This window comes from Leptospira kirschneri serovar Cynopteri str. 3522 CT (assembly GCF_000243695.2).
Classification (GTDB): domain Bacteria; phylum Spirochaetota; class Leptospiria; order Leptospirales; family Leptospiraceae; genus Leptospira; species Leptospira kirschneri.
The window spans coordinates 47,719-71,373 of record NZ_AHMN02000013.1; the positions used below are offsets into that span (position 1 = coordinate 47,719).

At 34.6% G+C, this 23,655-nt stretch carries 19 protein-coding genes and 1 pseudogene; 7 read left to right on the plus strand and 13 right to left on the minus strand.

Translation table 11 applies throughout. The features are described from left to right. Nucleotides 1–806 precede the first annotated feature (806 nt). From LEP1GSC049_RS211380 to LEP1GSC049_RS211370, 4 genes and pseudogenes are all read right to left on the minus strand, one after another. Entirely contained in the window at nucleotides 807–1,628 is an 822-nt protein-coding gene (locus LEP1GSC049_RS211380; RefSeq protein ID WP_004768086.1) for an alpha/beta hydrolase, read from the minus strand. 6 nt (nucleotides 1,629–1,634) lie between these two features. After that, the gene (locus tag LEP1GSC049_RS211375) at nucleotides 1,635–2,966 is read right to left on the minus strand and encodes an alkaline phosphatase D family protein (RefSeq protein WP_004763552.1); all 1,332 of its coding nucleotides are present in this window, start codon (nucleotides 2,964–2,966) and stop codon (nucleotides 1,635–1,637) included. 108 nt (nucleotides 2,967–3,074) lie between these two features. Continuing rightward, nucleotides 3,075–4,509: pseudogene (locus LEP1GSC049_RS02000000224795) on the minus strand (flavin-containing monooxygenase). A 658-nt stretch (nucleotides 4,510–5,167) separates the two neighbouring features. Next, the gene (locus tag LEP1GSC049_RS211370; RefSeq protein WP_016561042.1) at nucleotides 5,168–5,617 is read right to left on the minus strand and encodes an OsmC family protein; all 450 of its coding nucleotides are present in this window, start codon (nucleotides 5,615–5,617) and stop codon (nucleotides 5,168–5,170) included. A 1,051-nt stretch (nucleotides 5,618–6,668) separates the two neighbouring features. Between LEP1GSC049_RS211370 and LEP1GSC049_RS211365 the strand changes: the two genes are divergently transcribed. The 4 genes from LEP1GSC049_RS211365 to ilvC all read left to right on the plus strand — a co-directional run bounded on the left by LEP1GSC049_RS211365 (nucleotide 6,669) and on the right by ilvC (nucleotide 10,661). After that, complete coding sequence (locus LEP1GSC049_RS211365; RefSeq protein WP_016561019.1) at nucleotides 6,669–8,258, plus strand: methyl-accepting chemotaxis protein; 1,590 nt, start codon at nucleotides 6,669–6,671, stop codon at nucleotides 8,256–8,258. Between the two features lie 124 nt (nucleotides 8,259–8,382). Continuing rightward, nucleotides 8,383–8,907 carry a DUF1564 domain-containing protein gene (locus LEP1GSC049_RS211360; protein WP_016561081.1) on the plus strand — a complete coding sequence of 175 codons (525 nt, stop codon included), beginning with the start codon at nucleotides 8,383–8,385 and terminating at the stop codon, nucleotides 8,905–8,907. A 330-nt stretch (nucleotides 8,908–9,237) separates the two neighbouring features. Continuing rightward, on the plus strand, nucleotides 9,238–9,450 hold the full coding sequence (locus tag LEP1GSC049_RS2000000229155; RefSeq protein WP_080624634.1) for a hypothetical protein: 213 nt from the start codon (nucleotides 9,238–9,240) through the stop codon (nucleotides 9,448–9,450). 209 nt (nucleotides 9,451–9,659) lie between these two features. After that, complete coding sequence (gene ilvC / locus LEP1GSC049_RS211355) at nucleotides 9,660–10,661, plus strand: ketol-acid reductoisomerase (protein ID WP_002176822.1); 1,002 nt, start codon at nucleotides 9,660–9,662, stop codon at nucleotides 10,659–10,661. 770 nt (nucleotides 10,662–11,431) lie between these two features. Here ilvC and LEP1GSC049_RS211350 read toward each other — a convergent pair. Beyond that, entirely contained in the window at nucleotides 11,432–11,920 is a 489-nt protein-coding gene (locus LEP1GSC049_RS211350; protein ID WP_004760971.1) for a hypothetical protein, read from the minus strand. A 196-nt stretch (nucleotides 11,921–12,116) separates the two neighbouring features. Between LEP1GSC049_RS211350 and LEP1GSC049_RS211345 the strand changes: the two genes are divergently transcribed. Continuing rightward, entirely contained in the window at nucleotides 12,117–13,739 is a 1,623-nt protein-coding gene (locus LEP1GSC049_RS211345; protein ID WP_004751652.1) for a caspase family protein, read from the plus strand. A gap of 155 nt (nucleotides 13,740–13,894) precedes the next feature. Here LEP1GSC049_RS211345 and LEP1GSC049_RS211340 read toward each other — a convergent pair whose 3' ends face one another. Next, complete coding sequence (locus tag LEP1GSC049_RS211340) at nucleotides 13,895–14,101, minus strand: hypothetical protein (protein ID WP_004751474.1); 207 nt, start codon at nucleotides 14,099–14,101, stop codon at nucleotides 13,895–13,897. A 178-nt stretch (nucleotides 14,102–14,279) separates the two neighbouring features. Between LEP1GSC049_RS211340 and LEP1GSC049_RS211335 the strand changes: the two genes are divergently transcribed. Then, on the plus strand, nucleotides 14,280–14,516 hold the full coding sequence (locus tag LEP1GSC049_RS211335) for a hypothetical protein (protein ID WP_004751534.1): 237 nt from the start codon (nucleotides 14,280–14,282) through the stop codon (nucleotides 14,514–14,516). Next, nucleotides 14,513–16,345 (plus strand): MutS family DNA mismatch repair protein, encoded by a 1,833-nt coding sequence (locus tag LEP1GSC049_RS211330; RefSeq protein ID WP_016561056.1) that lies wholly within the window; start codon nucleotides 14,513–14,515, stop codon nucleotides 16,343–16,345. Before LEP1GSC049_RS211335 ends, LEP1GSC049_RS211330 begins: the two co-directional genes overlap by 4 nt. Nucleotides 16,346–16,385: 40 nt before the next feature. On the opposite strand, the gene LEP1GSC049_RS211325 is transcribed toward LEP1GSC049_RS211330, so the two are convergent. From LEP1GSC049_RS211325 to LEP1GSC049_RS211295, 7 genes are all read right to left on the minus strand, one after another. Continuing rightward, nucleotides 16,386–16,913, minus strand: a complete 528-nt coding sequence (locus LEP1GSC049_RS211325) for a DUF1564 domain-containing protein (protein ID WP_004758485.1) — start codon at nucleotides 16,911–16,913, stop codon at nucleotides 16,386–16,388. Between the two features lie 171 nt (nucleotides 16,914–17,084). After that, nucleotides 17,085–17,507, minus strand: a complete 423-nt coding sequence (locus LEP1GSC049_RS211320) for an LIC_13387 family protein (protein ID WP_004751617.1) — start codon at nucleotides 17,505–17,507, stop codon at nucleotides 17,085–17,087. 23 nt (nucleotides 17,508–17,530) lie between these two features. After that, entirely contained in the window at nucleotides 17,531–19,609 is a 2,079-nt protein-coding gene (locus LEP1GSC049_RS211315; RefSeq protein ID WP_016750575.1) for an AsmA family protein, read from the minus strand. Beyond that, a complete protein-coding gene (locus LEP1GSC049_RS211310) occupies nucleotides 19,588–20,541 on the minus strand; it encodes an ABC transporter ATP-binding protein (RefSeq protein WP_004751633.1) in 954 nt (317 codons plus the stop codon). Before LEP1GSC049_RS211310 ends, LEP1GSC049_RS211315 begins: the two co-directional genes overlap by 22 nt. Further along, a complete protein-coding gene (locus LEP1GSC049_RS211305; RefSeq protein WP_004751619.1) occupies nucleotides 20,538–21,539 on the minus strand; it encodes an ABC transporter ATP-binding protein in 1,002 nt (333 codons plus the stop codon). Before LEP1GSC049_RS211305 ends, LEP1GSC049_RS211310 begins: the two co-directional genes overlap by 4 nt. Beyond that, on the minus strand, nucleotides 21,536–22,579 hold the full coding sequence (locus LEP1GSC049_RS211300) for an ABC transporter permease (RefSeq protein WP_004751488.1): 1,044 nt from the start codon (nucleotides 22,577–22,579) through the stop codon (nucleotides 21,536–21,538). Before LEP1GSC049_RS211300 ends, LEP1GSC049_RS211305 begins: the two co-directional genes overlap by 4 nt. Next, nucleotides 22,576–23,586 carry an ABC transporter permease subunit gene (locus LEP1GSC049_RS211295; protein ID WP_004758483.1) on the minus strand — a complete coding sequence of 337 codons (1,011 nt, stop codon included), beginning with the start codon at nucleotides 23,584–23,586 and terminating at the stop codon, nucleotides 22,576–22,578. The genes LEP1GSC049_RS211300 and LEP1GSC049_RS211295 overlap by 4 nt, the downstream gene beginning before the upstream one ends. Between the last annotated feature and the right edge of the window lie 69 nt (nucleotides 23,587–23,655).

Consider the following 23,655-nt stretch of genomic DNA (forward strand, 5'->3'; position numbering starts at 1 on the left):
TTAATTAACGTGAGCAGGGGGTAAGAAAATAAGAAAGAATTTTCTAAAAGTAGTAGTTCCTACGGTTTAGAAAAAATCTGCAGGTTCAGATTCCAATTTTTTTCAGAAAAATGAATCATGGATTTCTTTACGAACTCACGTTAAAATATAAATCTGTGGGAACTCCCCGACTCGAATCACAAAAAATAAATATTTAAAAATTCGTAATGCGACTTAATCCGTGGGAACTACTGCAAATCGTGGGTTTATCAGTTAAACTTTGAAAGTTGTGGGAACTACTATGAAATACAAAAAGAGTTCTTCGTCCAATCGATTTTTGCACAAAACCGCTGTTTTACGACCATCATCAAAATTTAAATCCCATTTTAGCATGAGTTCGGCTGAGAAATACTTTTTATAAAAGTATGAGTTCCTACAATTTTAAGATTTGTTTGTAAAATTTTGGTTTGCAGTAGTTCCCACATTATTCTGTAGATAAATATAAGTTTTGTAGTAGTTCCCACACCTGAATACGACATATTCAATTATTATAAACTTCTATTTTATAAATTGGTGTAGTTCCTACATTTAAGGAATCGATCTGTAAAGTTCAGATTTCAACTTTTTTCAGAATTTAGGTTTTGTATGCCAAGCTCACGCTAAATAGTAATCCTTTAGAAATTTCTAATAAATACTGGAAGTTTCATACAAACCCTCATATCTGGACGTTTACAAACTAGAAAAAAAGTGTTTTATCATAAAATCTTTGTTAATCTTTAGGTTTTGATATAAATTTTAAAAGAAATATTAATTAACATTTATATAGATTATAATTCATTCAGGCTATTTTTTAAAGCGCGATGGTATTCCGGATAAATAGTAAGGTCGTTGTGAGAACCGTTTGAAATTGTAAAAAGAATTACGTCTTGGTTTTGTTCTTTCAATTTTCTGAATATGATTTCCGAGTTGGAATAGGGAATGATTTGATCTTGTGTTCCGTGAAAAATCCTGATCTTGGAACGAATTTTTTTTAGTTTAGCCAGGTTCTGAAATTGAAATTTTAACATCCAAGTTTGTATAAAAGGATAATAATTTCGTACCAGTGTAAATAAATCCGTAAACGGAGTTTCTAAAAATAAATTTAAATCTGGATTTTTAGAAACTAAATCGATCGCTACTCCTGTTCCTATCGACCGGCCATAAATCACAATTTCATTTCTGGGAATTTTGAGTTCACCGAGTAAATAACTTAGCCATAATTCCGCATCCGAATTCATCGATTCTTCGGAAATACTTCCGGAATTTTTTCCATACCCTCTATAATCCGTAATTAAAAGGTTCCATCCAATTGGAAGAAAATCTTCGTAAATTCTTCCCCATGTTCTCAAACTTCCCGCGTTTCCATGAAAAAATAGTATCGTTTTTTTAGAAAGGTTATTCTTAGACGGAAAAAAAAGTCCGTAACTCGTTTCCCCATCGGAAGTAGTGAGTTTGATTTCTTGAAACTCATTCGGAAAACGGAATATAAAATTTTCAGAAAGTTTTTCCGGAAAGAAAATCAATCTTTCTTGATTCCACCAAATTAGAAACAAAATTAAAAAAATAAAAGATAATAAAAATGTAATAATAAAGCTCATGGATCGTTTCATACTAAATCAAAAATTTGAAAGGATTTCTTTTTTCCAAAGTTCTTTTCCATAAACATCGAAAATTTGTAGGACTAGTTTTCTTTCATTTCGTTTTCCACTTATGGAAATGGTTCCGAAATTTCTTTTATCAACGAGAGTTCCTTCCACACGTAAAGGATTTTTTTCCAAACCAGGAGAATGAGGTTTGGACGTTAGGGGAGAAACTGTGAGTTCGTAAATCGATATATCTTTTTCTTTTAAAAAGTTTAGTTCTGTAAAATGGCGGTCACCCGTTAGAAAAATTATGTTTTTAATTTTTAAATCTCGAATCGCAGAAAGAATTTTATTTTTTTCTTCTATATAGGTGGCGTAGTTTTCAAAGATCGGATTCGGATTTAAAAACTGCCCTCCCATAACGATAAATTTAAAAGTAGCTTTTGAATAAGCCAGCGAATTGGCGAGCCACTGAAATTGTTTTTCACCTAAAATTTGTCTCGGATTTATCACCTTATTATTGTTAGCTGTTCTAAATGTTCTGTTATCTAGAAGGAAGAATTGAACGTCACCCCATGTAAACGAGCCGTAAATACCTTCTTCTGCATAATTTGGATTTCCCCAGTGGAGTTTGAACATTTCTTCAGAAGTTTCTCTCATCCAAAAAGAAGCGTCTGCATCGTTTGGACCAAAATCGTGGTCGTCCCAAATTGCGTAGTGATGAACCGATGCAAAAAGAGGGGCAAGTTCTGGAATTCTCCTTTGATGTCTATAACGATGAAAAAATCCAGTTCTTGAATCCCAATCCGGTTCTCTCAAATAAATATTGTCCCCTAACCAAAGCATGAAATTGGGTTTTTTAGAAAGAATCGAATTAAAGATAAAATATTCCCCTCCATAAGTTTTTCCTGAAACTTCAAATTCCGGTTCGTTTATATAAGAACAACTTCCAAGAGCAAAGGAGAAAGAAGGCGGGTTTTCGTTGGAGGCATAGGCGAAGAAAGGTTGAGTTTGAAATACCTGTGGATGTTCTGCCGGAATCTTTTTTCCATCTATAAGTATATTATAATTATATTTCTTACCTGGTTCAACTTGGTTTGCAATCAACTTTGCGATAAAACCTTTCTCTGGTTTTGTTTGAATTTCTTCGGAAAAAAGTTTATTTTTGGAATTTCCAATTTCAGAATATTCTAATTTAACGATAGACTTTCGATCTGTTTGAACCCAAACTAGTGCTTCTTTTAAAGTGGAATATCCTAAAATTGGTCCCGAAACGATTTTTGCCGATTCTGCGTTGAGTATATGACTGAAAAATAAAAAGAGAAAATAAAAGATCGTTTCGTATTTTGAAATTCGAAATTTCATAAGTGAATCTCCTTTTTGCTCGTTAGATCGTAAAATTCGTAAAAACCTAAGGACGTACATTAAAAGTGCCTTGGGTTTTCTTTAGAATATTTTCCATAGAAAACGAATTTAAATTTTTGAAAGTAACTCAGTTTTGTTTTTAAATCGTTTTGCAGAGATGTCATCAGACAAAATGGATTTGTTTCGAGCAAGGGCGGGAACTGGAAGTTTATTTCCATTTTTAGCCGCTCTTTTGATCCCTTTTTTCAATTCGGATTTCATATCATACAAGAAAACTTCAAAATCCACTTGCATCGTATGTCTTGCAGATGTTACATAACGTCTTTTCATTTTGGATTCATATTTTTCAATTGATTGATTCATTTTTTCTTCAGATGGAAATTCATAGTTTCCGACCAGATATTCAGAAATCCATTTTCCTTGAAACTCAGATAAAGGAGCAATTGGTCCAAGAGGTTGAAATAACCCTACAAAAAAAAGATTTTTAAATTCTGGTTTCACCATTCTATGAAATAGAGGCAGATGATTGTCTTTTGCTGAAAGGAAGTTTTCGTCAAAAAACGGAAATTTTACGTCATAACCGGTGCAATAGATGACTACGTCTATTTCTTCTTCACTGCCGTCTACAAATTTCACCTTATTGCCGTTATACGACTCTATGTTTGGTTTTGGAATTATATCCCCCCTGCCTAATCGAACGAGAATATCCTGCGAAATTGTAAAGTGAGCAGCTCCTGGCTTATGATCTGGCTTTTGAAGAACCGAAATCTTCAACATTTCCTACTCCTAGTTTTAATGCAAATTTTATGATAAAACTTTTTAACCAAAATGGAGTATGAACAGGAAAGAGCGTAGCAATTTTATCTAGGGGTTTTCCAAAGAGATAGTTGGGAATAATATAAGCTCCTCTTCTTGCGGCTAGAAAAACTTTGGATGAAACTCCTGGCCGGCAGAGTTCGACTGCAATATCCATAGCGCTGTTTCCCATTCCGAGAATCACAACACGTTTTCCAGTTAATTCTATTGGCTTATTTGGATCTATATATGAATGAGAATGAATGATATCTCCCGTAAATTTTCCCGGAAAATCCGGCTTGGGCCATCTTTGAGACCAGTGATGCCCATTGGATACTATGAGTACATCATAATATTTTTGTTTTCCATCTTCAGTTAATATTGACCATGTTCCGTCTTCTTCATGTTTTACGTGAGTTACTGGAGTTTTAAAAAAAATATGATCTCGAAATCCGAAATGATTAACGTAATTTATGAAGTATTCTGAGATTTTTTGGTGATCGGGATAAGCGGCGTAAGAATTCGGCATCGGATAGTCTTTATATTGCATTTTGTCTTTATGAGTGTTGGTATGCAAAGACTTATAGATGCTACTCATTTTATTATCATTCTTGAATTTCCAGTTTCCACCGACCTCACTTCCCGCTTCGTAACATTCAAACGGAATTCCTTTATCTTTAAGCGCTTTACATACAGCGATTCCACTGGGACCTGCACCTATGACGCATACGGTAGGTAATAAAGACATTTCTCCCCTAATTCTATAAATGATAAGTAGTTAAGATATATGATAAATGTTTTGAAATTATAATATAGTCAATGAAAAAGTTTCGAGTAAAATATATGACCATTTATGATTACTTAATACTTGTGGAATTAAGATAAGATTATTATGGATTGTTCCTTGGGTAATATTTGCGTAAATTATAATATTTATAAACACCTGTGAGTTTCTATTCCTGTATAATAATATGTTATGAATTTTGACACAAATAAAATTTATTTTGAGAAAGATTAAATTTTGCAACCTTATGAAGATGATTAGAGTTGTTGAAAAATGAATTCTCCATCTATTTTTGTTTTATGAAAACGGTTGATGGGCGTAGTTTTGTTAATCACCACCATAGAATTTTTCAAAAACTCTAATACTACTCTCTATAAAACTGAGTGCAGTTAATTTTTATTCTACAGCCCTATTTAAACGCAAAATGCGGATGTATTTTATTATATAGTTTTAAATGGTAAAAAATTTAGATTGAGATAAATAAGAATTTCTTAAATTTTAGAAATGTTATAGAGAAGATTGAAAATTTCATCTTCTTTGTTTTGGAATACAAAACCAAATTAAAAAACTAGAATTGAAAAACATTTTCAAAACAAAATATTATAAAAATATAAATATATTTTTAACTAGGATTGATTGTTACTTCAGATTTGATTGAATTTGCGATAAAACAATTTTTATGAGCTTTTTCGCGAAGACCAATTAACGTATCTAAGTCCGGAATTTTATCACCTTCGAAAGTTACTTTAGGGTGAAGTTCTATTTTAGTGACTACCATTTTTCCTTCTTCGTTTTTTTCTAAAGTTGCAATTGTATTATCTTCGTAATCGGAAACAATGAACCTACTTTTTGAAGCGATTGCAAGGAAGGTCAAAAAATGACAACTACATACAGAAGAAGCTAATAATTCTTCCGGGTTTGTATGTTCTGCTTTTCCGTAAGTTTCCGGTGTGGATGAACCATGTAATTTTTGACCTCCTTCGTACCTAATTGAATGAGTTCTATCGTAGGAATCGTATTTAAAATCTTCGGGTCCTTTTTTCCAAGACAAACTGATTTTATGTTTGGACATTTTGTTTTCCTCATGGCGTAATTTTAAGTTTGAATTTAAGATTTTAATATCAATCTTAAAACTTCTCAAGTAGGATTCTAATTCAGAATTTTATAATAAAATATCTACTACTCGAACGCATGAAAAATAGTACCAAGTATTAACGGCTGTATTTGCGGGAAAACAGTGGTACTTAAGAAATGTCACAAATTCGAGATTTACGGCATTTTAGAGCAGGATCAAAACATTCAAATTTTTGAAACAATCTAACTCAAGTATTCTATTTATACATCCGAGTAGTAAATTTAACCTCTAAACTAAGATTTGATTCAAATTTACGGTACTTTATCATATAGAGTTGGTAAAAAATCTCAAGAAACACTTTTTATTTTTGAATATTTTTAAAATCTATAAGTATTGATATAAATTCGATACTCAGAAATTTTTTCATAAAAGTTCGTTTTTATGAAAAAATAAAGCGTGGAATTTTTGGCGATTCAAAACCAGATTCTGCAACGTTTGTAAAATCTATTTCCGTATAAAATCGTTATTTTCCCACCATCCTTTATTAAAAACTCTCTTTATAGAGGTTCTCTAAAACGATCAAAGTTTATATTCAACCGTCGGAATTTTTTGCAATTGAATATCATATTCATTTTTTCGAAATACACTTTCGAAAGTTTTTAGAAAAAATAAAAAATACTGAAAAATTCATACACTGATAAAGGTTATGATTGTAAAGATATGGAATGAAGATTCAAAAAATATACTGTTTGTACAGAAAGAGATCTTTGTTGTTTACTACAAAAAATAAATTTGATTGTCGTTTTTAATTTTTTTATTAAACGGTTTGGAAATTGGTTCTGTTTTAAGAGATGTTTGCGTTTTGTGTAGAGATTATCTTAAAGATGATTTTTAATTTTGTGTATGAATTGTTAATAATCTAAAGTATGTTTCTGAGATAATTGATAGTTGTTTCAGAAATTTTGATAAAATGAATATTTAATGTACTTCATAATCCAGGTTTTTAGAAAAACCATTGATTTTTCAAAGTACGTAACACTATTAGTCTATGCCCTTAAAAAAAGAACAAAAGAAAACTGATGAAGAAATCATCGCTTCGGGTCCCGCCTATATTAACTGGATTCGATTTGGATTGATTTTGCTTTTTTATATTTCAATTTTAATTAATTGGAAACGGACCAACTCAATTCAAAATATTTTATATTTGAGCGGTACGACCGCTATGTTTTTTAATTTTATCTATAGTTTTTATAAAATTCGAAAAACAGGTAGTATATCTCATACTCTCAGCAAAGCGTTTCTTATGATGGATGTTTTCGTTCAGTTGTTAGTTATGGTGGGTGCTACTATGGACCATCCCGATTTTACCACTGGTGTGGTGAAAAGTCCTATCTTATACGGGATCAGTTATTTATATATAGTTTCCTCCGGGCTTTTGTTGACTCCTAACTTCGTACTTTGGATCGGATTTTTGTCGGGAGGAGCACAGGCTTTGGCGATTTTTACCGCGACACGATACGGTTTGATTTTGACGGAACAAAAGAAACTTGCCAATTCGTTGGGTTATGCTTCTGTTTCAGAACAAATTACAAAAATTTTATTCGTATTTGCCTGTGCTCTAATCGTTAGAATCCTTGTAAAACTGTTTATGCGATTGAGAGAAAATTCTAAGTATAGACAGGAAGCATTAGAAAAATCTCATAAACTAATTGCTCAAAGAAGTTCTAAAATGAAGGAATCCGCGCAATATCTAAAGGATTCTTCCAAGAATTTAAAGAATTTTATGGATGATTTTTCTGTTTTAGTTTCTACACAAGCTTCTTCTTTTGAAGAGATTAGCTCCACAGTGGAACAATTCCAATCTCAAACTGAAAATTCTTCGTATAACGTAAAAAATCAGTTTAAAAATATTGAAAGTTTAATCCTTCATAGCAATAATTTGAAATCGATTATAGAAAAAATTTCTAACTTCAACCAAACCTTAGACCAAAGTATGGATAAGGTTCGTAAGTCTGGGACGATGGTCACTAAGTTTGTAGAAGAGTTGTCTGGTTCTCTTTCTTCTTTGGGTGATTCTTTTAGAAGTGTGGGAGAAGTGAATCGAATCATGTCCGAGGTCGCAGATAGAACCAATTTACTTTCTTTGAATGCGTCTATTGAAGCTGCTAGAGCCGGAGAGGCTGGTAGGGGTTTTGCGGTTGTTGCACAAGAAGTTTCTAAATTGGCGGAAAGTAGTGCTGGAAATGCAGATTTAATTTCAAAAATCATTCGAGACTCTTCCAATCATGTGCAAATGGGTCGAGAGTCTGCTGAAACTACTGCAGGGCATGTAAAAGAGCAGGATACTTTAATTCAAGATTTGTTTGTTCGATTTGATGAATTCTCGAATTTATTCTATGAACAGAGGAAAATCAATTCCGAATTCTTTTCTACTTTAGATCATTTGCGTTCTTTGTCTTCGGAGATCGAACTTGCTTCTTCCGAACAAAAGACAGGTTTACAAGGAATCGTAGAAGCGATTTCTTTACTCCAAAATTCTATGGAATCTTTAGTTACGAAAAGTGAAAATTTAAGTGTGGTCGTCAGAGAATTGGAAACACAATCAGATACACTTATTCTTGCGGAAACAAACACCTAACTCACGTTATTTTATAAAAGCTCCTTTGGAAAAATTCAGTCTTACTCTCAAAAATTTTTTTAAGATGAATGATTTTTTGATTCAAATTTGATCCGTTCCACTCTTTGCGAGAACCGTAGTAGGTATGGGCGCTTTATTACTAAACTCTGATCATGAAATTAGTTCTACACTTCAAAAAAATCCTTCCGAAACGGTTACTCTTTTGATTCCGGAAAATACTTGGCTTCTTTTTTCCGAAAAAGATGTAAAGCTGCTTACTAAAAAAATTCCTGCACTTTTAAAAATTTATGGGAAATATATTTCTTCTTCGGAACGTCTTGGCAAAAAAGCGGACAGAACTTTGTATCAATCCAGTCCGGGTAAATCAAAAATGAAACGAATAAGCGTTCGTGTTCCTTCTGCAAGTTGGACTCTTTTGGGAACGTTGGCTCAAGCTCATGGTGTGTCTAGGTGTTATCTTTTTAATTATCTTTTGAAGTTGGAAGCCCTCGGGGTCGGTGATTCTATTTTGAATACGGTTCGGGCGGGAGTTCCCACGTTTCACTGGTCTTACAGTTATATCCTACACTTAGATCTGCTAAACAATCGAGTCATCCGAAAACTACACTGTGAACCAGAATCTTATTTTTACGCCTTAGACCTAGAATGATTTTCAACATAAAATCATTGTTTGGTGATTGCCATCAAATTTAGAAATTCCCAGATCTTCGAACTGGATCAATGCAAGTGAATACTGATTTCTCACATTAACTGAGAATTGAATCATAGGTTATCGAAATTTTACTTCCAAGTAGCGATTTGTGCGCAAATACAAAGTAACCGATTAATGTAGCTCTCAGTAGGATAACTTCGTGGAGTTCCACGTATTGTATGATTTATAATTTTAACGTGAAAGGGATCGATGCGAAAGTAACTCAGCAGAACGCTTTTTATGAATCGCATTCTATAATAAATTGCATACAGGAAACATGATACAATAATCGTCTTTAGTTGCAATTTATTGACCAGAGCTAAAGAGCCCGGTCCGGCTGCCTGCGGCAAGCCGGATTCGCCCCGATTTTCTTATGTCGAACTCACGTTAATTTTAACATTCTTTTGTTCTGATCATTTCTGTATGAGTTCCCACATTTTTGTGAAACTACGCTGTCTACTTTTATTGACGCCTGACAGACTTTTGGGCGCGATTATATAAAACCGAGTAATAATAGAAATTTTATAAAAGATTTAAAAACGGTAATCGTTTTCCATGAAAAATTGTCTATGTTTGTCTTATGAGTTAGATCATTAAAATTGCAGAGTTCAAAATTCAAAGTGCCTGGCGAACTTTTCCAGGGTTATTTCAGTTGTCATTCTATCCTTTTTCAAATGTTTAGTAAAAAGGAACATTCGAGGAAAGAGAAAATGGCAAATATCTATTACGACGCCGATTGTGATTTAAACTCTCTAAAAGGTAAAACCATCGCAGTAATCGGTTATGGAAGCCAGGGACATGCCCAGGCTCAAAATATGAAAGATTCCGGACTGAAAGTAATTATTGGTTTAAAAGAAGGATCTAAATCCGTTCAAGACGCAAAGAACGCTGGTTTTGAAGTGTATAGCGTTGCAGAAGCATCACAGAAAGCGGACATCATACAAATTCTAGCACCGGACACGATACAAGCGGATCTTTATAAAAAAGATATTGAACCGAATCTTAAAAAAGGGGATGCACTCGTTTTTTCTCATGGGTTTAACATTCATTATGATTTTATAAAACCTCCAAAAGAAGTAGACGTGTATATGGTTGCTCCTAAAGGTCCAGGCCATCTCGTTCGTAGAGTTTATACGGAAGGAGGAGGAGTCCCTTGTTTGATTGCGATCCATCAGGATTCATCCGGCGAAGCAAAAAAAAGAGCTCTTGCACACGCGGCAGGAGTGGGCGGGGGTCGTGCTGGAATTTTAGAAACGTCGTTCCGTGAAGAAACCGAAACGGACCTTTTTGGAGAACAAGTAGTTCTTTGCGGAGGACTTTCCAATTTGATCATGGCGGGTTTTGAAACCTTGACCGAAGCAGGATATGATCCTGAAATCGCATACTTTGAATGTCTTCACGAAGTGAAGCTGATTACAGATTTAATTTACGAAGGTGGATTGGCAAGAATGAGATTTTCCATCTCTGATACTGCGGAATACGGAGATTATGTAAGTGGTCCTCGTGTGATTGACCCAGGCGTAAAACAGAGAATGAAAGAAGTTCTCAACGATATTCAAAAAGATAAAGGGGCAAAATTTGCCACCAATTGGATGGCCGAAACAAAAGCAGGTTATCCGAACTTTAAAAATATGAGAGATAAAAACGCATCTCATCCGATCGAGTCTGTGGGTAAAAAATTAAGAAGTATGATGAAATGGTTATCTAAATAATTTCATCTAAAATTCATTTGCAAAGGAAACCCGGTGGAGTTTATCTTCCGGGTTTTTTATTTTTTCTCGATTCAACGATTGAAATGGAAAAAGTTTCAATTAACGTGAATTTCTGTATAAGGAATCCATGGTTCATTTTTCTAAAAAAAGTTGTGATCTTGATTCCTAAAATGTGGGAACTACTGCAAATCACGATTTTACGAACGAATCCTAAAATTGTAGTAACTATTACTTTTTAGAAAATTCTTTCTCGTTTTCTTATGTCGAGTTCATGTTAATTAACGCGAGTTTGGTGTAAGGAATCTGTTTCCTAAAGTTTGTTTTACCTGAAAAAATGTATGTAGGAACTCTTACAAAACCTTGAAATTGCCGTAAAAAATAAAATGTAGGAACTACCACATGTCTATATTTTACGGTTAGATTTTGAAAATGTAGGGATTCATACAATTTTCAATCACGAAAAATGGATATTTAAGCCCGTAATGCGACTTAATCTGTAGGAACTCTCACAAATCGTGGATTTGTAATAGTTCTCACATCATTTTACAGACAAACCTAAATTTTGTGGAAGTTCCCGCACTTGAATACGACAAATTCAAGTTTTATAAAACTTCTATTCAATTGTGGTAGTTCCCACATTTAAAGAATCGATCTATAAAGTTTAGATTTCAACTTTTTTCAGAATCTGGATTTCTTATGCCGAACTCATGTTAAAATAAGAGTTTTTGTAATTTCAAGTTATACACTGAGTTCTTACACACGTGATAGAATTAGTCTTGTAGATTCGCGTTCCGCCTTCTAATTTGTCGATCTCGGTGATCGCGATAGAATTTGGGCATAAGTTCATCCGGAAGACAACTGTCATGATCCGGCCTCTGAGACCAAAAATGAATCAAATCTCTTCCAAACAAGATATTTAGAACTTTATGATACTCTGAAATGATCTTCTTTTCTTCTTCGGACTCAAGATCACAAGCTCTATATTTCATCGCCAAACTACCAAGTCGATCTTCAAGTTGATCAATTCTTTGTAAAGTTTTAGGATTCGCTTCTTGGTATTCGCTATTTAATTTTTCACAAAGTAATTTCTCAGCTTTTTGAAAACATATTTCATCAGTTTCAAAAACTTGGGTTTCCTCCGTTTCTGTATGTAAATCAACCATATCACAGTAAATTACTGTAAATGAATTTCCTATGATTTCTAAATTCCAAAACTTCAAAGGATCATTTTTGGAAACAAGATAATAAATTTTAAACATAAGAAACGGCCTTATCTTTACCTCACAAAGAGTCTAACCTTAAGTATATCCTTTTCGGTTCCAATTCGGCCAAATAAATTTTGGATAATTCTTTCTTAAATTTAAGAGTCTCGATTCTTAACTTAAAAAAATAATGACAAAAGGATTTCTTTTGTTACCTTGATTCCATTCTAAATGAATCCTTAGGAGGCCAGATTTGAAATCCAAGTTATCGGCAATCGTCATCTGTTTGATTTTATTTTTTGCAACGGATGCATTTGCACAAAAGAGATACGGACTTATTTTCGGAACTAACTATACGAGTAATAAGGCCGGAATTCCGGAACTCAATCTTTGTGAAGCAGATGCAAGTTATCTGAATGATGAAATTCGAAAAGTGGGAAACTTCGACGAAGTTAAAGTCGTTCTCGGAAAAGAAGTTACAAAAGATAACATAGAAAAAGAAATTAAGGCCTTAGCAAAAAAAGCGGGTGATAACGATACCGTTCTGCTTTATTTTTCCGGACACGGTGCTTTTCAAAGAGACGCGTCTGCAAAAAATGGGATGAGAAATCTTATTATTTGTTATGACAGGCCTCACCTTCCGGACGATGAACTGAATAAATACTTGGAAAAAATAAAATCTCCTAAGACGGTATTTATCTTCGATTGCTGTTTTTCGGGCGGGATCGCTAAAAAAGGAAAATCAACTCGAGGTTCCGCTGATGTTCCGATTCCCGAAGGAAGCAACGGAACCGTAAAACAAGACGCAGAAGATTTTTTCTTTCAAGATAAAGCGATCATTTCTTCTGCAGACGATAATCAAACTGCAATTGAAGTCGGTGGAAGTATCAATCACGGAATTTTTACTTATAACTTTGGAAAAGCCTTAGGTTCTGCAGATTTAAATAAAGATAACGTCGTTACGGCTCTAGAAGCATTTTTTAAATCAAGAGAAGAAACCGTTCAGATGGCAAAGAAATTTCAGCATGAACAAGTGCCTCAGATTTCTGGAAACGCTTCTGGTATTTTTCTTTCGGGTAAAAAAAGTCCGGAACCTCCCAAGCCGGTTGATCCTCCAAAACCTCCCGCTCCTTCTGTAGAACCTGAACCGGATCCAGTCAAACCTGATCCTTCACAACCGGTGGTAACTCCGGAAGAACCTCCTGTGGTTCCTACAAACGAAAGAGGGGATTTAGTTTTAAAGACAACGATTATTCAAGATCGTGCTTATGGACTTTCGGATCTTCCTCCAGATATTTTAATCTTCGCTAAAAAGAAAAGAAAAGGGAATCGAAACGTTAAGGTTTATATAGACGATCAAGAATTTTCTTCTACTGTAACCGCTACTTCTTCCAATTTTTGGGGTGCTGTTAAAAGACAAGGACAGTTGATTCCTGGTAACATCTACACGATCACGCTGAACAAGGTTCCAGCCGGAGTTCATAAAATTACAATTAAGGCAGACGACTATCCAGAAATTCAGGAAACGTTTGCGGTTCTTCCAAATAAGAAGAACGAACTTCCAATCAATGTTTCTATGAGCGGTTTTGGCGCTATTCAAGGAAAAGTTTTTTACAAAACCTTGGATAATCCTGTAAGTAATCAGCCGATTTTTATGCCTACGATTTCGAGTGTTACCGGAATTCAAAAATTGAATACGGACAACGAAGGAAATTTCTGGTTCACAAATCTCAAACCGGGAGATTATGAAATTAAAGCTTCTTTTGCAGAGGATTTGAATCTTAACAATTCAATGATTAACGTAAGAGAAGGAGACGTAACTAAAGTGGATGTTATTTTGAATGTGAAGATGCCTTCCACCAAAACGAAATACTAAAGTATCATATTTCGTTTTTCGATGAAATGAAAAAGCCCGCAGAGCAGCGGGCTTTTTGTTTTAAAATTAATTCTTGATCCATTTCCGTTGTATTGAAATAGACAATTGAAGCAATTTTGTGAATCTTCACTATGGAGTTTTTCAACAACTCTAATTTAGTCTTTCAAAAAGTTTTTCCATTCGTTGGATCTAAATCTACGTTTGCGGATTTCCTTTAATTTTTTCATCTGATTTGTATTGAGAAGATTTCCTGCCTTTAAACCGGCTTCTGGAAGAATGGTATTGTTGATTAGGTTTGCTACCGTTTTGTTGATTGAAAGAAAGGAACTTTTTAGATCCGGGTCCATTTCTGGATAAAACATATGCGCCTCCGTGCGACTTTCTGGTTTGGTTTTAAGTTTTGTTTTTTATCAGGAATCCCGCTTGTTCTCATCCTTGAGAAAGCAATTGACTCCCAGAACTATCTATCGAAGAAATTGGAAAATCCTTGAGTATTTTTTTCTTGTACTAATTTTCTCAAAACGATAAAATTGCAAAAAAATGCAGATCCGAATGATCAATAATACGGGTAAAAGGATTGGAAGATTCGTCGCTTACGAATATGGCACGGATTTATTCGGTTACGTATACGTGGATAAGATCAAAGGTAAGGATCGAGGTAAATTAGTTTCGCGTTGGGTAATGCCGGATCTAGGATCATTAGTTCGTTTATTGGATTTTGAAATTTATAAACGAGAGAATGAACACTACGAAAATATAAGTTCCGTTATTGGATGACTTCTTCTACACGGATCGATCGGCTTAAACGCAGAGCTGAAAAGTTAAATAAACTTTACGATAAAATTTCCGTCCTTCTTTCCAGACTTTCACTATTTCGTCTCGTTTTCTTTTCCATCTTTTTACTTTGGATTTCTATTTTTTACTATTTACGTTCTTCAGTTTTTTATCACCTTCCTTCTCTAATTTTTCTTTTTCTTTTTTTCTTTTTTGTTCGGAGATATAAAAAGACTCTTTTGACTCGGAAAAAAATTGAACTTTGGATTTTCGTTTTGGAAAGGGAATCCGCGAGAATTTCAATCAAGGGTTTTGGCAAAAAATTCGGAACTAAAATTGTTTTAGAAAAAGTTTCTCCCTTAGCCAGAGATTTAGATCTATTCCGAGAGAACGGTTTATTTTCCTGGTTAGATACTACGTTTATCTCTAATGCAGAACAGAAATTGATTTCCCTTTTGGATCTGGAAGATTCTTCTCCATATAGTAATCGGGAGAATGTACTTTTACGTCAGTCCATTGTTCGATCTATTTCTGAAAAAACATTAGCAATTCCTAAAATACTTAGACTCGCCTCTTATCTAAAGGAAGATCAGGAGGTTTTTCAAACCCATACTAAAACCGAAACAAAATCGATTCGGGATGATAGCGCATCCAAACTTTGGGGAAGTTATCCTTGGCTGAAAAAGATTTATAGACCGATTACAATTTTGGTGCTTGCGTTCATTCCCGCAAACGTGTTTTTGGGAGTTCCTTTTCCTGCTTCCGTTTTGTTTTTAAATTTGATCTTATTTGGGTTGTATCGTTCCCGTTCTTTAGATATTTTTAGACAGTATTATTCTATTTCCGGAAGTATTTCAGGACTTCAAAAAATTCTAATATACTTAAAAGGATTGAAAATTAGTGATAAAAACGGTAGGTTTCTTTTAGAGGATACTTCCAAGGATGAATTAAGATCCGCTTATAAGGATTTGGATCTGATTTTAAAACGTGTTTCTCTGACCGAAGCTCCTCTTTTGCATCTGATCCTAAATAATCTGTTTCTTTATGATCTTTGGGTTTTGCAGAAAATTTCGAAATGGAGAGAAAAACATTCCGTCCTTTTGGAAAAATCGATCGAGGATTTGACTTTATTCGATTCTCTATTTCCTTTTGCGAATTTGAAATGGATGTTTCCTGATTATTGTTTTCCGGAAATTCTTTCTGAAAATTCTAAAGAAGGAATTTCAGGTAAGGACCTTTTTCATCCTTTGATCCCTTCTGACTCCAGAGTTTCTAATCCATTGGATTTTATTGAAGAACAAGATATAGTGCTGATTACGGGTTCGAATATGTCTGGAAAAACTACTTATCTGCGTACAATCGGCGTAGCTTCTATTCTTGCCATGGCAGGTGGTCCGGCTCCTGCGTCTAAATTTTCATTACCTGTTTTAAAAATTCATACGAGTATGAGAAATGAAGATAACCTAGAAGAAGGAATTTCTTTCTTTTATGCGGAAGTGAGAAGACTTTCTGAGATCATAAAAAAGATTAGAGATAAAAATTCGTCTCATCTTATCTTACTTGATGAGATTTTAAAAGGGACTAATACGAGAGAGCGTTCTCTTGCTTGTAAGGGAATTTTAAAAGAACTGAAAAAAAATCGTACGATCGTTTTTGTAACGAGCCACGACCTTGAGCTTGCAAAAGTGGAAGGTGTTATCTTAAAACATTTTCAAGAGGAAGTTTTAGATGGAACCATGTATTTCGATTATAAAATCCGTGAAGGACTAGTAGAAACCAGCAATGCTCTTCGAATTTTAGTTCAAGAAGGATTGGATCTAGATTTTACATAAAATTCAATGTAGGAACTATTACACATTAGTTATACCGAACTCACGTTAAATAGTACGGATATTTGTTCGTTATAGGGTTCGGTTCGAATTGTAATTCTCTTGAAATTAGATTCTGTCTCCTGTCAATTTTCCAGATCATTTTGTAAGTCCAGTGAAAGTTAGGAACTCCCCGGTTTAAACTTTTTACAAAAAAATCTTCCTTTCCACCAAGCTCCTCCAACCAAAGCATATAATTAAAAAGATAACACCTCGAAACTCCATGAGCCGCCGCTAAAACACCTAAAGTAGCCCAAACACCAGTATGAACCCGAATACTAAACTTTTTCATTTTACCAACGTCCCGATTGTATTTGATTTTACCCGCCCGGTTATGAAGCCGCTTCATAGAGGCGATCTGTTTAGAATATTTTCTCAGTAAAAGAGGGAGTTTGTTACGAAGCGCTTTTCTTTCCTGGAGATTCAAACGATTCCAATAAACATCTGGAACCAAAAGAGAATCCGTTTCAACGGAACCTTCTACCAAAGCAGACTCAATTTTTTGACCGTCATCCAATAAAAGAATGTCCATACCAGAAACGGTTCTGCGAACTTTCTAAGCGGAACGGTTTATAGAAAAATTTTTCGGAAAAAACAAAACGTTTTAAACTGAGTCAGTGTAAAAAACATAATTCAGTTTTATAGATAAAAATTGGATTTTCTAAAATCTAAGGTTATGAATGTAAAAATTCAAAATTCGTAGTTAACCCTTTCCTAAAAGAATAATCCCAACTAAAACGGAAATAGCACCTAACGATGCTACTACGGCGGGTACAAAAAAGAAATAGGTAAAACCAGTGATACCAAAACAGAAAATACAAAATAAAATCGGAATCAAAAGTTTTTGCACGGTTTGGGGATTCGATTCCGAAAAATTGGATAAAATCCAAAGAAGTAAGGTCAATGAAATCAATACGATGCTTAAATTCAAACTCATTCCTGTATAAAATTGGTCGTACGTTTTTGTAACTCCTTCCATAGGAATTTTAGTTTGTTGCATTATAGAAATTGCATTTAAGGCTTGAGAATCAGAAGTTTCGTATCTTGTAAAATGACCGAACGAATGACCCAAAGCGAAAACGAACATCAACGCCGATGCAATCCGAATGAATAATTTTGCTTTCATAAATTTTCCTTAATGTTTTTAAGCTATTTTTTCTTTTTCTCTTCTTTAGATGAAAATAAACTTTTAAACCCTTCCCAAGCGTCTCTAACGTATTCCGATACGACCGAACCAGCGATTCCTCCTCCGTATGGTCCACCTGCGAAAGTAAAAAACGGAGCTAGAATTGTACTTCCCGCAAAAACCGAACCCAACCAGATTGGATCTATATAAGGAATCGATTGTTTAAAAATTCCTTTATAAATGATAGGAATTTTTAAAGCCCTGCCAACTATATTTCCACCGAGTCTTAAATTGATAAGTACGTCTATGTTTTTTTCAAAACTGATATTTCCTTTTCCGTCCGCTTCTAAACCCTTACCTTGTAGTTTTAGATTTTGAAAATAAAGATGATTGTTTTCGATTGTAAAATCAGATTTTAAAGAAGAAAATTCTACTTTTCTACCATCGATTCCGTTAAATGAGATGATCTTTCCAAGAGTGTTTAAAACCGGAATCGTGAAGTTTGCATAACCGAATAATTCTCCGTTGAGAATTTGGAGGTTTCCGGAACCTTCCATATTCCTGAAAAATTCGGTAGTAAAATCAGAAGAACGATTATGTACTTCCGTAACAAAGTTGAACTTACTGAACATATCTCCGTTGATGATTTGATCGTTTACGTAAGGCATTAGAATTCGATCGGATTGGATTCTATAAACTTCACCTTGCACTTCGAACCTGGATTTGAAAGGATCAATTTTAGATTTTCCTAATATTTCTCCGTTATATATATATGCATGAAAACTAGGTATATGAATCCAAGGATAACTATATTTTAATTCCGCTTTTAAAACTGGAATTCTATGTTTTAACGCGTATACATTTTTGAGATCCGCACTGAAATAAAAAACACCATTGGGTCTATTTGGATCGTCGAATTTTTTAGTGAATTCAAAAAGTTTTCCTAACCGAAGTGCACTGTGATAATCCAGATAGTTTGCTGTGACTTGAAAGGAAACGTTCGTTTTGTAGTTCCATAAAACCGTCCCCTTTGCATTTCCTTCTGCGATTCCAGGCCAGAGAATCGATATATAAGGAAATTCTAATTTTTTATTTGGAAGATCCAACCTGAATTCCATATTTACCTTAATGTCTCCGAATGGATTTCCTCCTTTATAAGCAAAGTTTTTCGCTTGTGCGATAACATTGAAGTAAATAGATCGATTAGGAACTTTATCGATTTTGATCGTCCCATTTAGGATCGTTTTTGAAAAATCGGCGTTTGGAAAAATAGTCAATAAGTCTCTAAAAATCGAAAGAGAACATTTATCTAAAGTAATCGTAGACTGAAATTTAGAATTTTCGTAAGTTGTAGGAAACTCGTCTAAGTTAGCACTTCCATAAATTTGAAAACTTTGACTGTCTAATTTGCCCTGTAAGGTTAGAGCGAAATTGTTTCCGTAAAAAGAAATATTCAATGCGGAATTTGAAAGATAAATTTCATACGTTTTTTGATGAGTATCGTCTTGATAGTGAACGTAAAAATTTTCGATCTCAACGTTTTTTAATCCGACTTTAAAAACTTCTTTCAGATTGAACGAAGAACTTTCGACAGTGGAAGAGGGATCAAAAATTCTAATAGTATGAATGTGATTTGAGTTTTCGGAATCTTCTGTATCTTGCTGAAAAAACTCGATCAGATCCACGGAGCCATCTTTGTTTTTATGAAGATTGATTTTTCCACCGGAAATATAAACGTCTCTAATTTCTACTTTCTGACCTAATAAACCAAACCAGGAAATGTCTACTTTAATACGATCGCTGATTCCAATGATCAATTCTTCTTTACGAATCTGAACTTCTTTCAACTCGATTCCCGGAAACGGAAACAAAACTAAATCCGAAGAACCTACTTTGACTTCTAAACCTGTTTTTTGTTCGATTGCAGTAAGAATAAAATCCTTGTAAAAGTCCTGACGAATTAGAAGAGGAACTAACGTAAAGGAAATGATCGCAATTGTTTGAATCAAAATTATCACAAGAAATCTAATTCGATAGGTATATAAGAATTCTTGAATGCGTTTGAAAAATTTCATCAAATTTAATCTGTTGGAAAATGACACAATACTTTTTGACCGTTTCTAATTTCTTTCCAAATTGGAACCTCGGATTTGCATAAATCTTGAGCAATTGGACACCGAGTATGGAAATGACAACCCGTAGGTTTATTGACTATACTTGGAATTTCTCCTTTGAGAGGAATTCTATTTTTTTTTCGATCATATACGTCAAACGTGGATTGAAAAAGCGCTTTTGTATAAGGATGTGAGGGAGAAGATACGATGTCTTTTGTATTACCGAGTTCTACGATTTTTCCTAAATACATAACTACAATTCTATCTGAAATCGATTTTACCACACCTAGGTCGTGAGAGATGAATAAATAGGAAAGGCCGAATTCGTTTTTTAATTCGACTAAAAGTTTTAATACTTGTGTGCCTGTAGAAACGTCTAAGGCGGAAACCGATTCGTCACAAATGACAAACTTAGGTTTTAAAACGAGGGCGCGTGCGATCGCGATTCTTTGTCTTTGTCCTCCGGAGAATTCGTGTGGAAATCTAGAAAGAATATCGGAGGATAAATTCACTTTTTCTAATATTTCTTTGATCTTGGTTTCTGATTCTTCCCTGGATGTTCTTTCGTGAATTTCCAAACCTTCCATTAGAATTTCTGCAATTGTCATTCTAGGATTGAGAGAAGAATAAGGATCTTGAAATATGATCTGAATATTTTTTCTAAAAGGAAAAAACTCGGAGGAAGATAAAGAAGTGATTTCCTTACCTTCAAAATAAATTGATCCGGATTCTGGTTTTAATAATTTTACAAGACCTCTTCCTAATGTGGATTTACCACAGCCGGATTCTCCCACGAGCCCTATAATTTCGTTGTTTCCGATTTCAAGATTAACTTCGTCTACTGCGACAATTCGATTTTTTTTTAAACCAAATCCGGACTTCGTATAATAACAGATTGTAAGATTTTCAATTCTAATCATGAACTTTTATCCGAGTCTTTTGCCAAAAAACAAGCCGAAAGATGTGGTTTTAAATCGGATCGTAGTATGGGAAATAAATCAGGCTTACTTTCTTTGCACGAATTGATCGCTATTTGGCAACGAGTGGAATAATGACATCCTAAGGGATATTGATCCGGAGAAGGAACAATTCCCTGAATCGGTTGTAGATCTTCTACGGATTTTGCAAGAGATGGAATTGATTTTAGTAGGTCTTTCGTATAAGGGTGATTAGGTGAATCAATGACCGAATCGGTGTCTCCGATTTCGGCGATTCTTCCCGCATACATTACTACGATTCTATCCGCGATTGTTCCTACAAGTCCGAAGTCATGTGAGATGAATAATATAGACATCCGATTTTGTTTTTGAAGACTTAAAAGAAGTTCAACCAGTTGTGCTTGAATGGTTACGTCGATTGCACTCGTGGGTTCATCCGCAATAAGAAGAGACGGATCACACATAAGTGCCATCGCAATGCTGATTCTTTGTAAAATTCCACCGCTCATCTGATTCGGATAAGAATATAATCTTTGTTGAATGTCTGTAATTCCAACCGAAGAAAGTAAAAACTCTGCTTTTTCAACGGCTTCTTTTCGGTTTTGCGAAACGTGCATCAGATACGCTTCGATCATTTGATCTTGGATTTTTAATAAAGGATTGAGAGCGGCAAAAGGCTCTTGAAAGATGTACGCGATTTCTTTTCCTCTGAATTTTCTCAATTCTTCCGAAGAAAGTTTTAAAAGATCCTTTCCTTGATATAAAATTTCTCCAGACTTTACTTTAGAAATATTAGAAGGAATTAATTTAGTCAGTGCAAGAGAAGTGAGAGATTTACCGCAGCCGGACTCTCCAATCAAAGATAAAATTTCTCCGGATTTTACTTCGAAATTTAAATCTTGTAACACGGGAAGCCATCGATTTTCGGAAAAAAGATCGAGTGAAAAATTTTTAACTTGGAGAATAGAAGAATCGGTCATTCATACACCGCCTTTTCTCTGGAATCGAAGGAATCTCGTAAACCTTCTCCTATAAACGAGGTCAATAAGATTGTCAAAAAAAGCGCTATAGATGGAAATGTAATCAACCACCAAGCACTGAGACGTTCTCTTCCTTGTCCTATCATTTCACCCCAAGACGGATTCGGGGCGGGGATTCCGTAACCAAGAAAGTCTAACGCGCTTAAGATAGAAATGGAACCTATCAAAGTGAACGGCAAAAAGGTGACTAACGGTGTAATTGCGTTTGGTAGAATGTGTCGAAGCATGATTCGAAAGGAACCAACTCCTAAAGCCTTTGCGGAATCCACATAGGTCAATTGTTTGAGTTTGTAAAATTCTCCTCTCATATAATACGAAATTCCGATCCAACTGAGCGCACCATAAGTGATCAAAAGAACCGTAAATCCTCTTCCGAAAAATGCTCCTACGATCAAAATTAGATATAAGAAAGGAATCGCAGAAAGGATTTCGATCATTCTTTGCATCAGAATGTCGGTCTTTCCTCCGAAATATCCTTGAATCCCTCCGATCAAAGTTCCCATGAATAGTTCAAGAAAAACTAATATAAGTCCGAAACTCAAAGCGTTTCTATACGCGTAAAAAATTCGAGTAAAGACGTCCCTCCCTCGATCGTCGGTTCCAAGCCAGTGTTTACGGTTTGGGGAAGATGGAGGTGTTTCTCCTTCTTCTAAACTTTCCAAATTATCTTCGTTATATCCGTATGGAATCGGGGCAAAAAGAATCCAATTGGAACCCGATTTAAAATCTTCTCTTTTAGAAAGTTTTTTATAGTTTGGAGAGGTTAGATTTTCTCCTCCGAACTTCGTTTCAGGATAAAAAGAAAAAATTGGAAAATACAATTTGTTTTGATAACTTATGACCAAAGGTTGGTTGGTCGTTATGAGTGGCGCAAATAACGAAATTATATAAGAAATCATTAATATGTTTAGAGCGTACCAAGCCCTTTTGTTTGCCCTAAATTTTTGGAATCTTTTTTTTAGGATCGGGCTTAAGATCATTCGAATTGAATCCTCGGATCTATAAGTATATAACAAAAATCTGATAGAATATTTCCTACTAAAGAAAGAAGGCTTTGTACAAATAAGAGTCCCATCATCAGATCTGTATCCCTTTCAGTAACCGCTTGAAAACTTAAAAGCCCCATCCCGTCTATGTTAAATACGAGTTCTATCACCAAAGATCCCGCAAAAATCAGACTGAGGTTGTTTCCAAAACCCGTCGCAATTGGAATTAAAGAATTACGAAGCGCGTGTTTAAAGATGGCTTCTTGAAAACTAAAACCTTTAGAAAGAGCTGTACGAACATACTCTTTCGAAATTTGATCTAAAAGCGAATTTTTCATAAGCAAAGTGAGAACTGCAAACGAACCGGAAACGTAACAGATTACCGGAAGAAACATATGTTCGATTCGATCGATTACTTTTTCCCAAGAAGATAGAGATTCATATTCGTCCGAAACTTCGTGACCTAGAGGAAAGATAGATAATAATTCACCGGAAGCGAACGTATAAAGAAGTAAAACTGAAAGCGCAAATACCGGAATTGAATACGTGATTAAAATGATTCCACTGGATGTTATATCGAAACGTTCTCCATTTCGAAGTGCTTTAGAAATTCCTAAAGGAATACAGATCAGATATGAAAGTAAAAATCCGGAAAGACCGAATGTGAGAGATACCGGAAGTTTTTCCAAGATTAGTTCGGATACGGATCGAGTGTGAAGTCTGGATTCTCCCAAATTGAAGGTCAGAATTTCTTTGAGCCAGTAAAGATAAGCGATTCCTACTGGTTTATCTAAATGTAATCTTTTTTTGATGATGTTTATTTCTTCTTCTGAAATCGTTTTGGCGCTTCCACCTTGAGAGTTCGCATAACCTCTGATCTTTGCGATTTCGGTTTCGAGTGGACCGCCTGGCGCAAAATGAGAAATCAAAAAGACGATAAATGTCATTCCCAATAATGTAGGAATGATCAGAAGGAATCGTTTAAGGAAATATTTTTTCATTATTTTATTTCCAGGAAAACAGTTTCAAGAAATCGGATCCTAAGACAAAGCCTTTTTCAAAAAAGAATC

Bases quoted from the DNA above. Each gene is read 5' to 3' on its own strand.
- LEP1GSC049_RS211380 (WP_004768086.1), bottom strand. From the start codon at position 1,628: ATGAAACGATCCATGAGCTTTATTATTACATTTTTATTATCTTTTATT.
- LEP1GSC049_RS211375 (WP_004763552.1), bottom strand. From the start codon at position 2,966: ATGAAATTTCGAATTTCAAAATACGAAACGATCTTTTATTTTCTCTTT.
- LEP1GSC049_RS211370 (WP_016561042.1), bottom strand. From the start codon at position 5,617: ATGTCCAAACATAAAATCAGTTTGTCTTGGAAAAAAGGACCCGAAGAT.
- LEP1GSC049_RS211365 (WP_016561019.1), top strand. From the start codon at position 6,669: ATGCCCTTAAAAAAAGAACAAAAGAAAACTGATGAAGAAATCATCGCT.
- LEP1GSC049_RS211360 (WP_016561081.1), top strand. From the start codon at position 8,383: ATGGGCGCTTTATTACTAAACTCTGATCATGAAATTAGTTCTACACTT.
- ilvC (WP_002176822.1), top strand. From the start codon at position 9,660: ATGGCAAATATCTATTACGACGCCGATTGTGATTTAAACTCTCTAAAA.
- LEP1GSC049_RS211350 (WP_004760971.1), bottom strand. From the start codon at position 11,920: ATGTTTAAAATTTATTATCTTGTTTCCAAAAATGATCCTTTGAAGTTT.
- LEP1GSC049_RS211340 (WP_004751474.1), bottom strand. From the start codon at position 14,101: ATGTTTTATCCAGAAATGGACCCGGATCTAAAAAGTTCCTTTCTTTCA.
- LEP1GSC049_RS211335 (WP_004751534.1), top strand. From the start codon at position 14,280: ATGCAGATCCGAATGATCAATAATACGGGTAAAAGGATTGGAAGATTC.
- LEP1GSC049_RS211330 (WP_016561056.1), top strand. From the start codon at position 14,513: ATGACTTCTTCTACACGGATCGATCGGCTTAAACGCAGAGCTGAAAAG.
- LEP1GSC049_RS211325 (WP_004758485.1), bottom strand. From the start codon at position 16,913: ATGGACATTCTTTTATTGGATGACGGTCAAAAAATTGAGTCTGCTTTG.
- LEP1GSC049_RS211320 (WP_004751617.1), bottom strand. From the start codon at position 17,507: ATGAAAGCAAAATTATTCATTCGGATTGCATCGGCGTTGATGTTCGTT.
- LEP1GSC049_RS211310 (WP_004751633.1), bottom strand. From the start codon at position 20,541: ATGATTAGAATTGAAAATCTTACAATCTGTTATTATACGAAGTCCGGA.
- LEP1GSC049_RS211305 (WP_004751619.1), bottom strand. From the start codon at position 21,539: ATGACCGATTCTTCTATTCTCCAAGTTAAAAATTTTTCACTCGATCTT.
- LEP1GSC049_RS211300 (WP_004751488.1), bottom strand. From the start codon at position 22,579: ATGATCTTAAGCCCGATCCTAAAAAAAAGATTCCAAAAATTTAGGGCA.
- LEP1GSC049_RS211295 (WP_004758483.1), bottom strand. From the start codon at position 23,586: ATGAAAAAATATTTCCTTAAACGATTCCTTCTGATCATTCCTACATTA.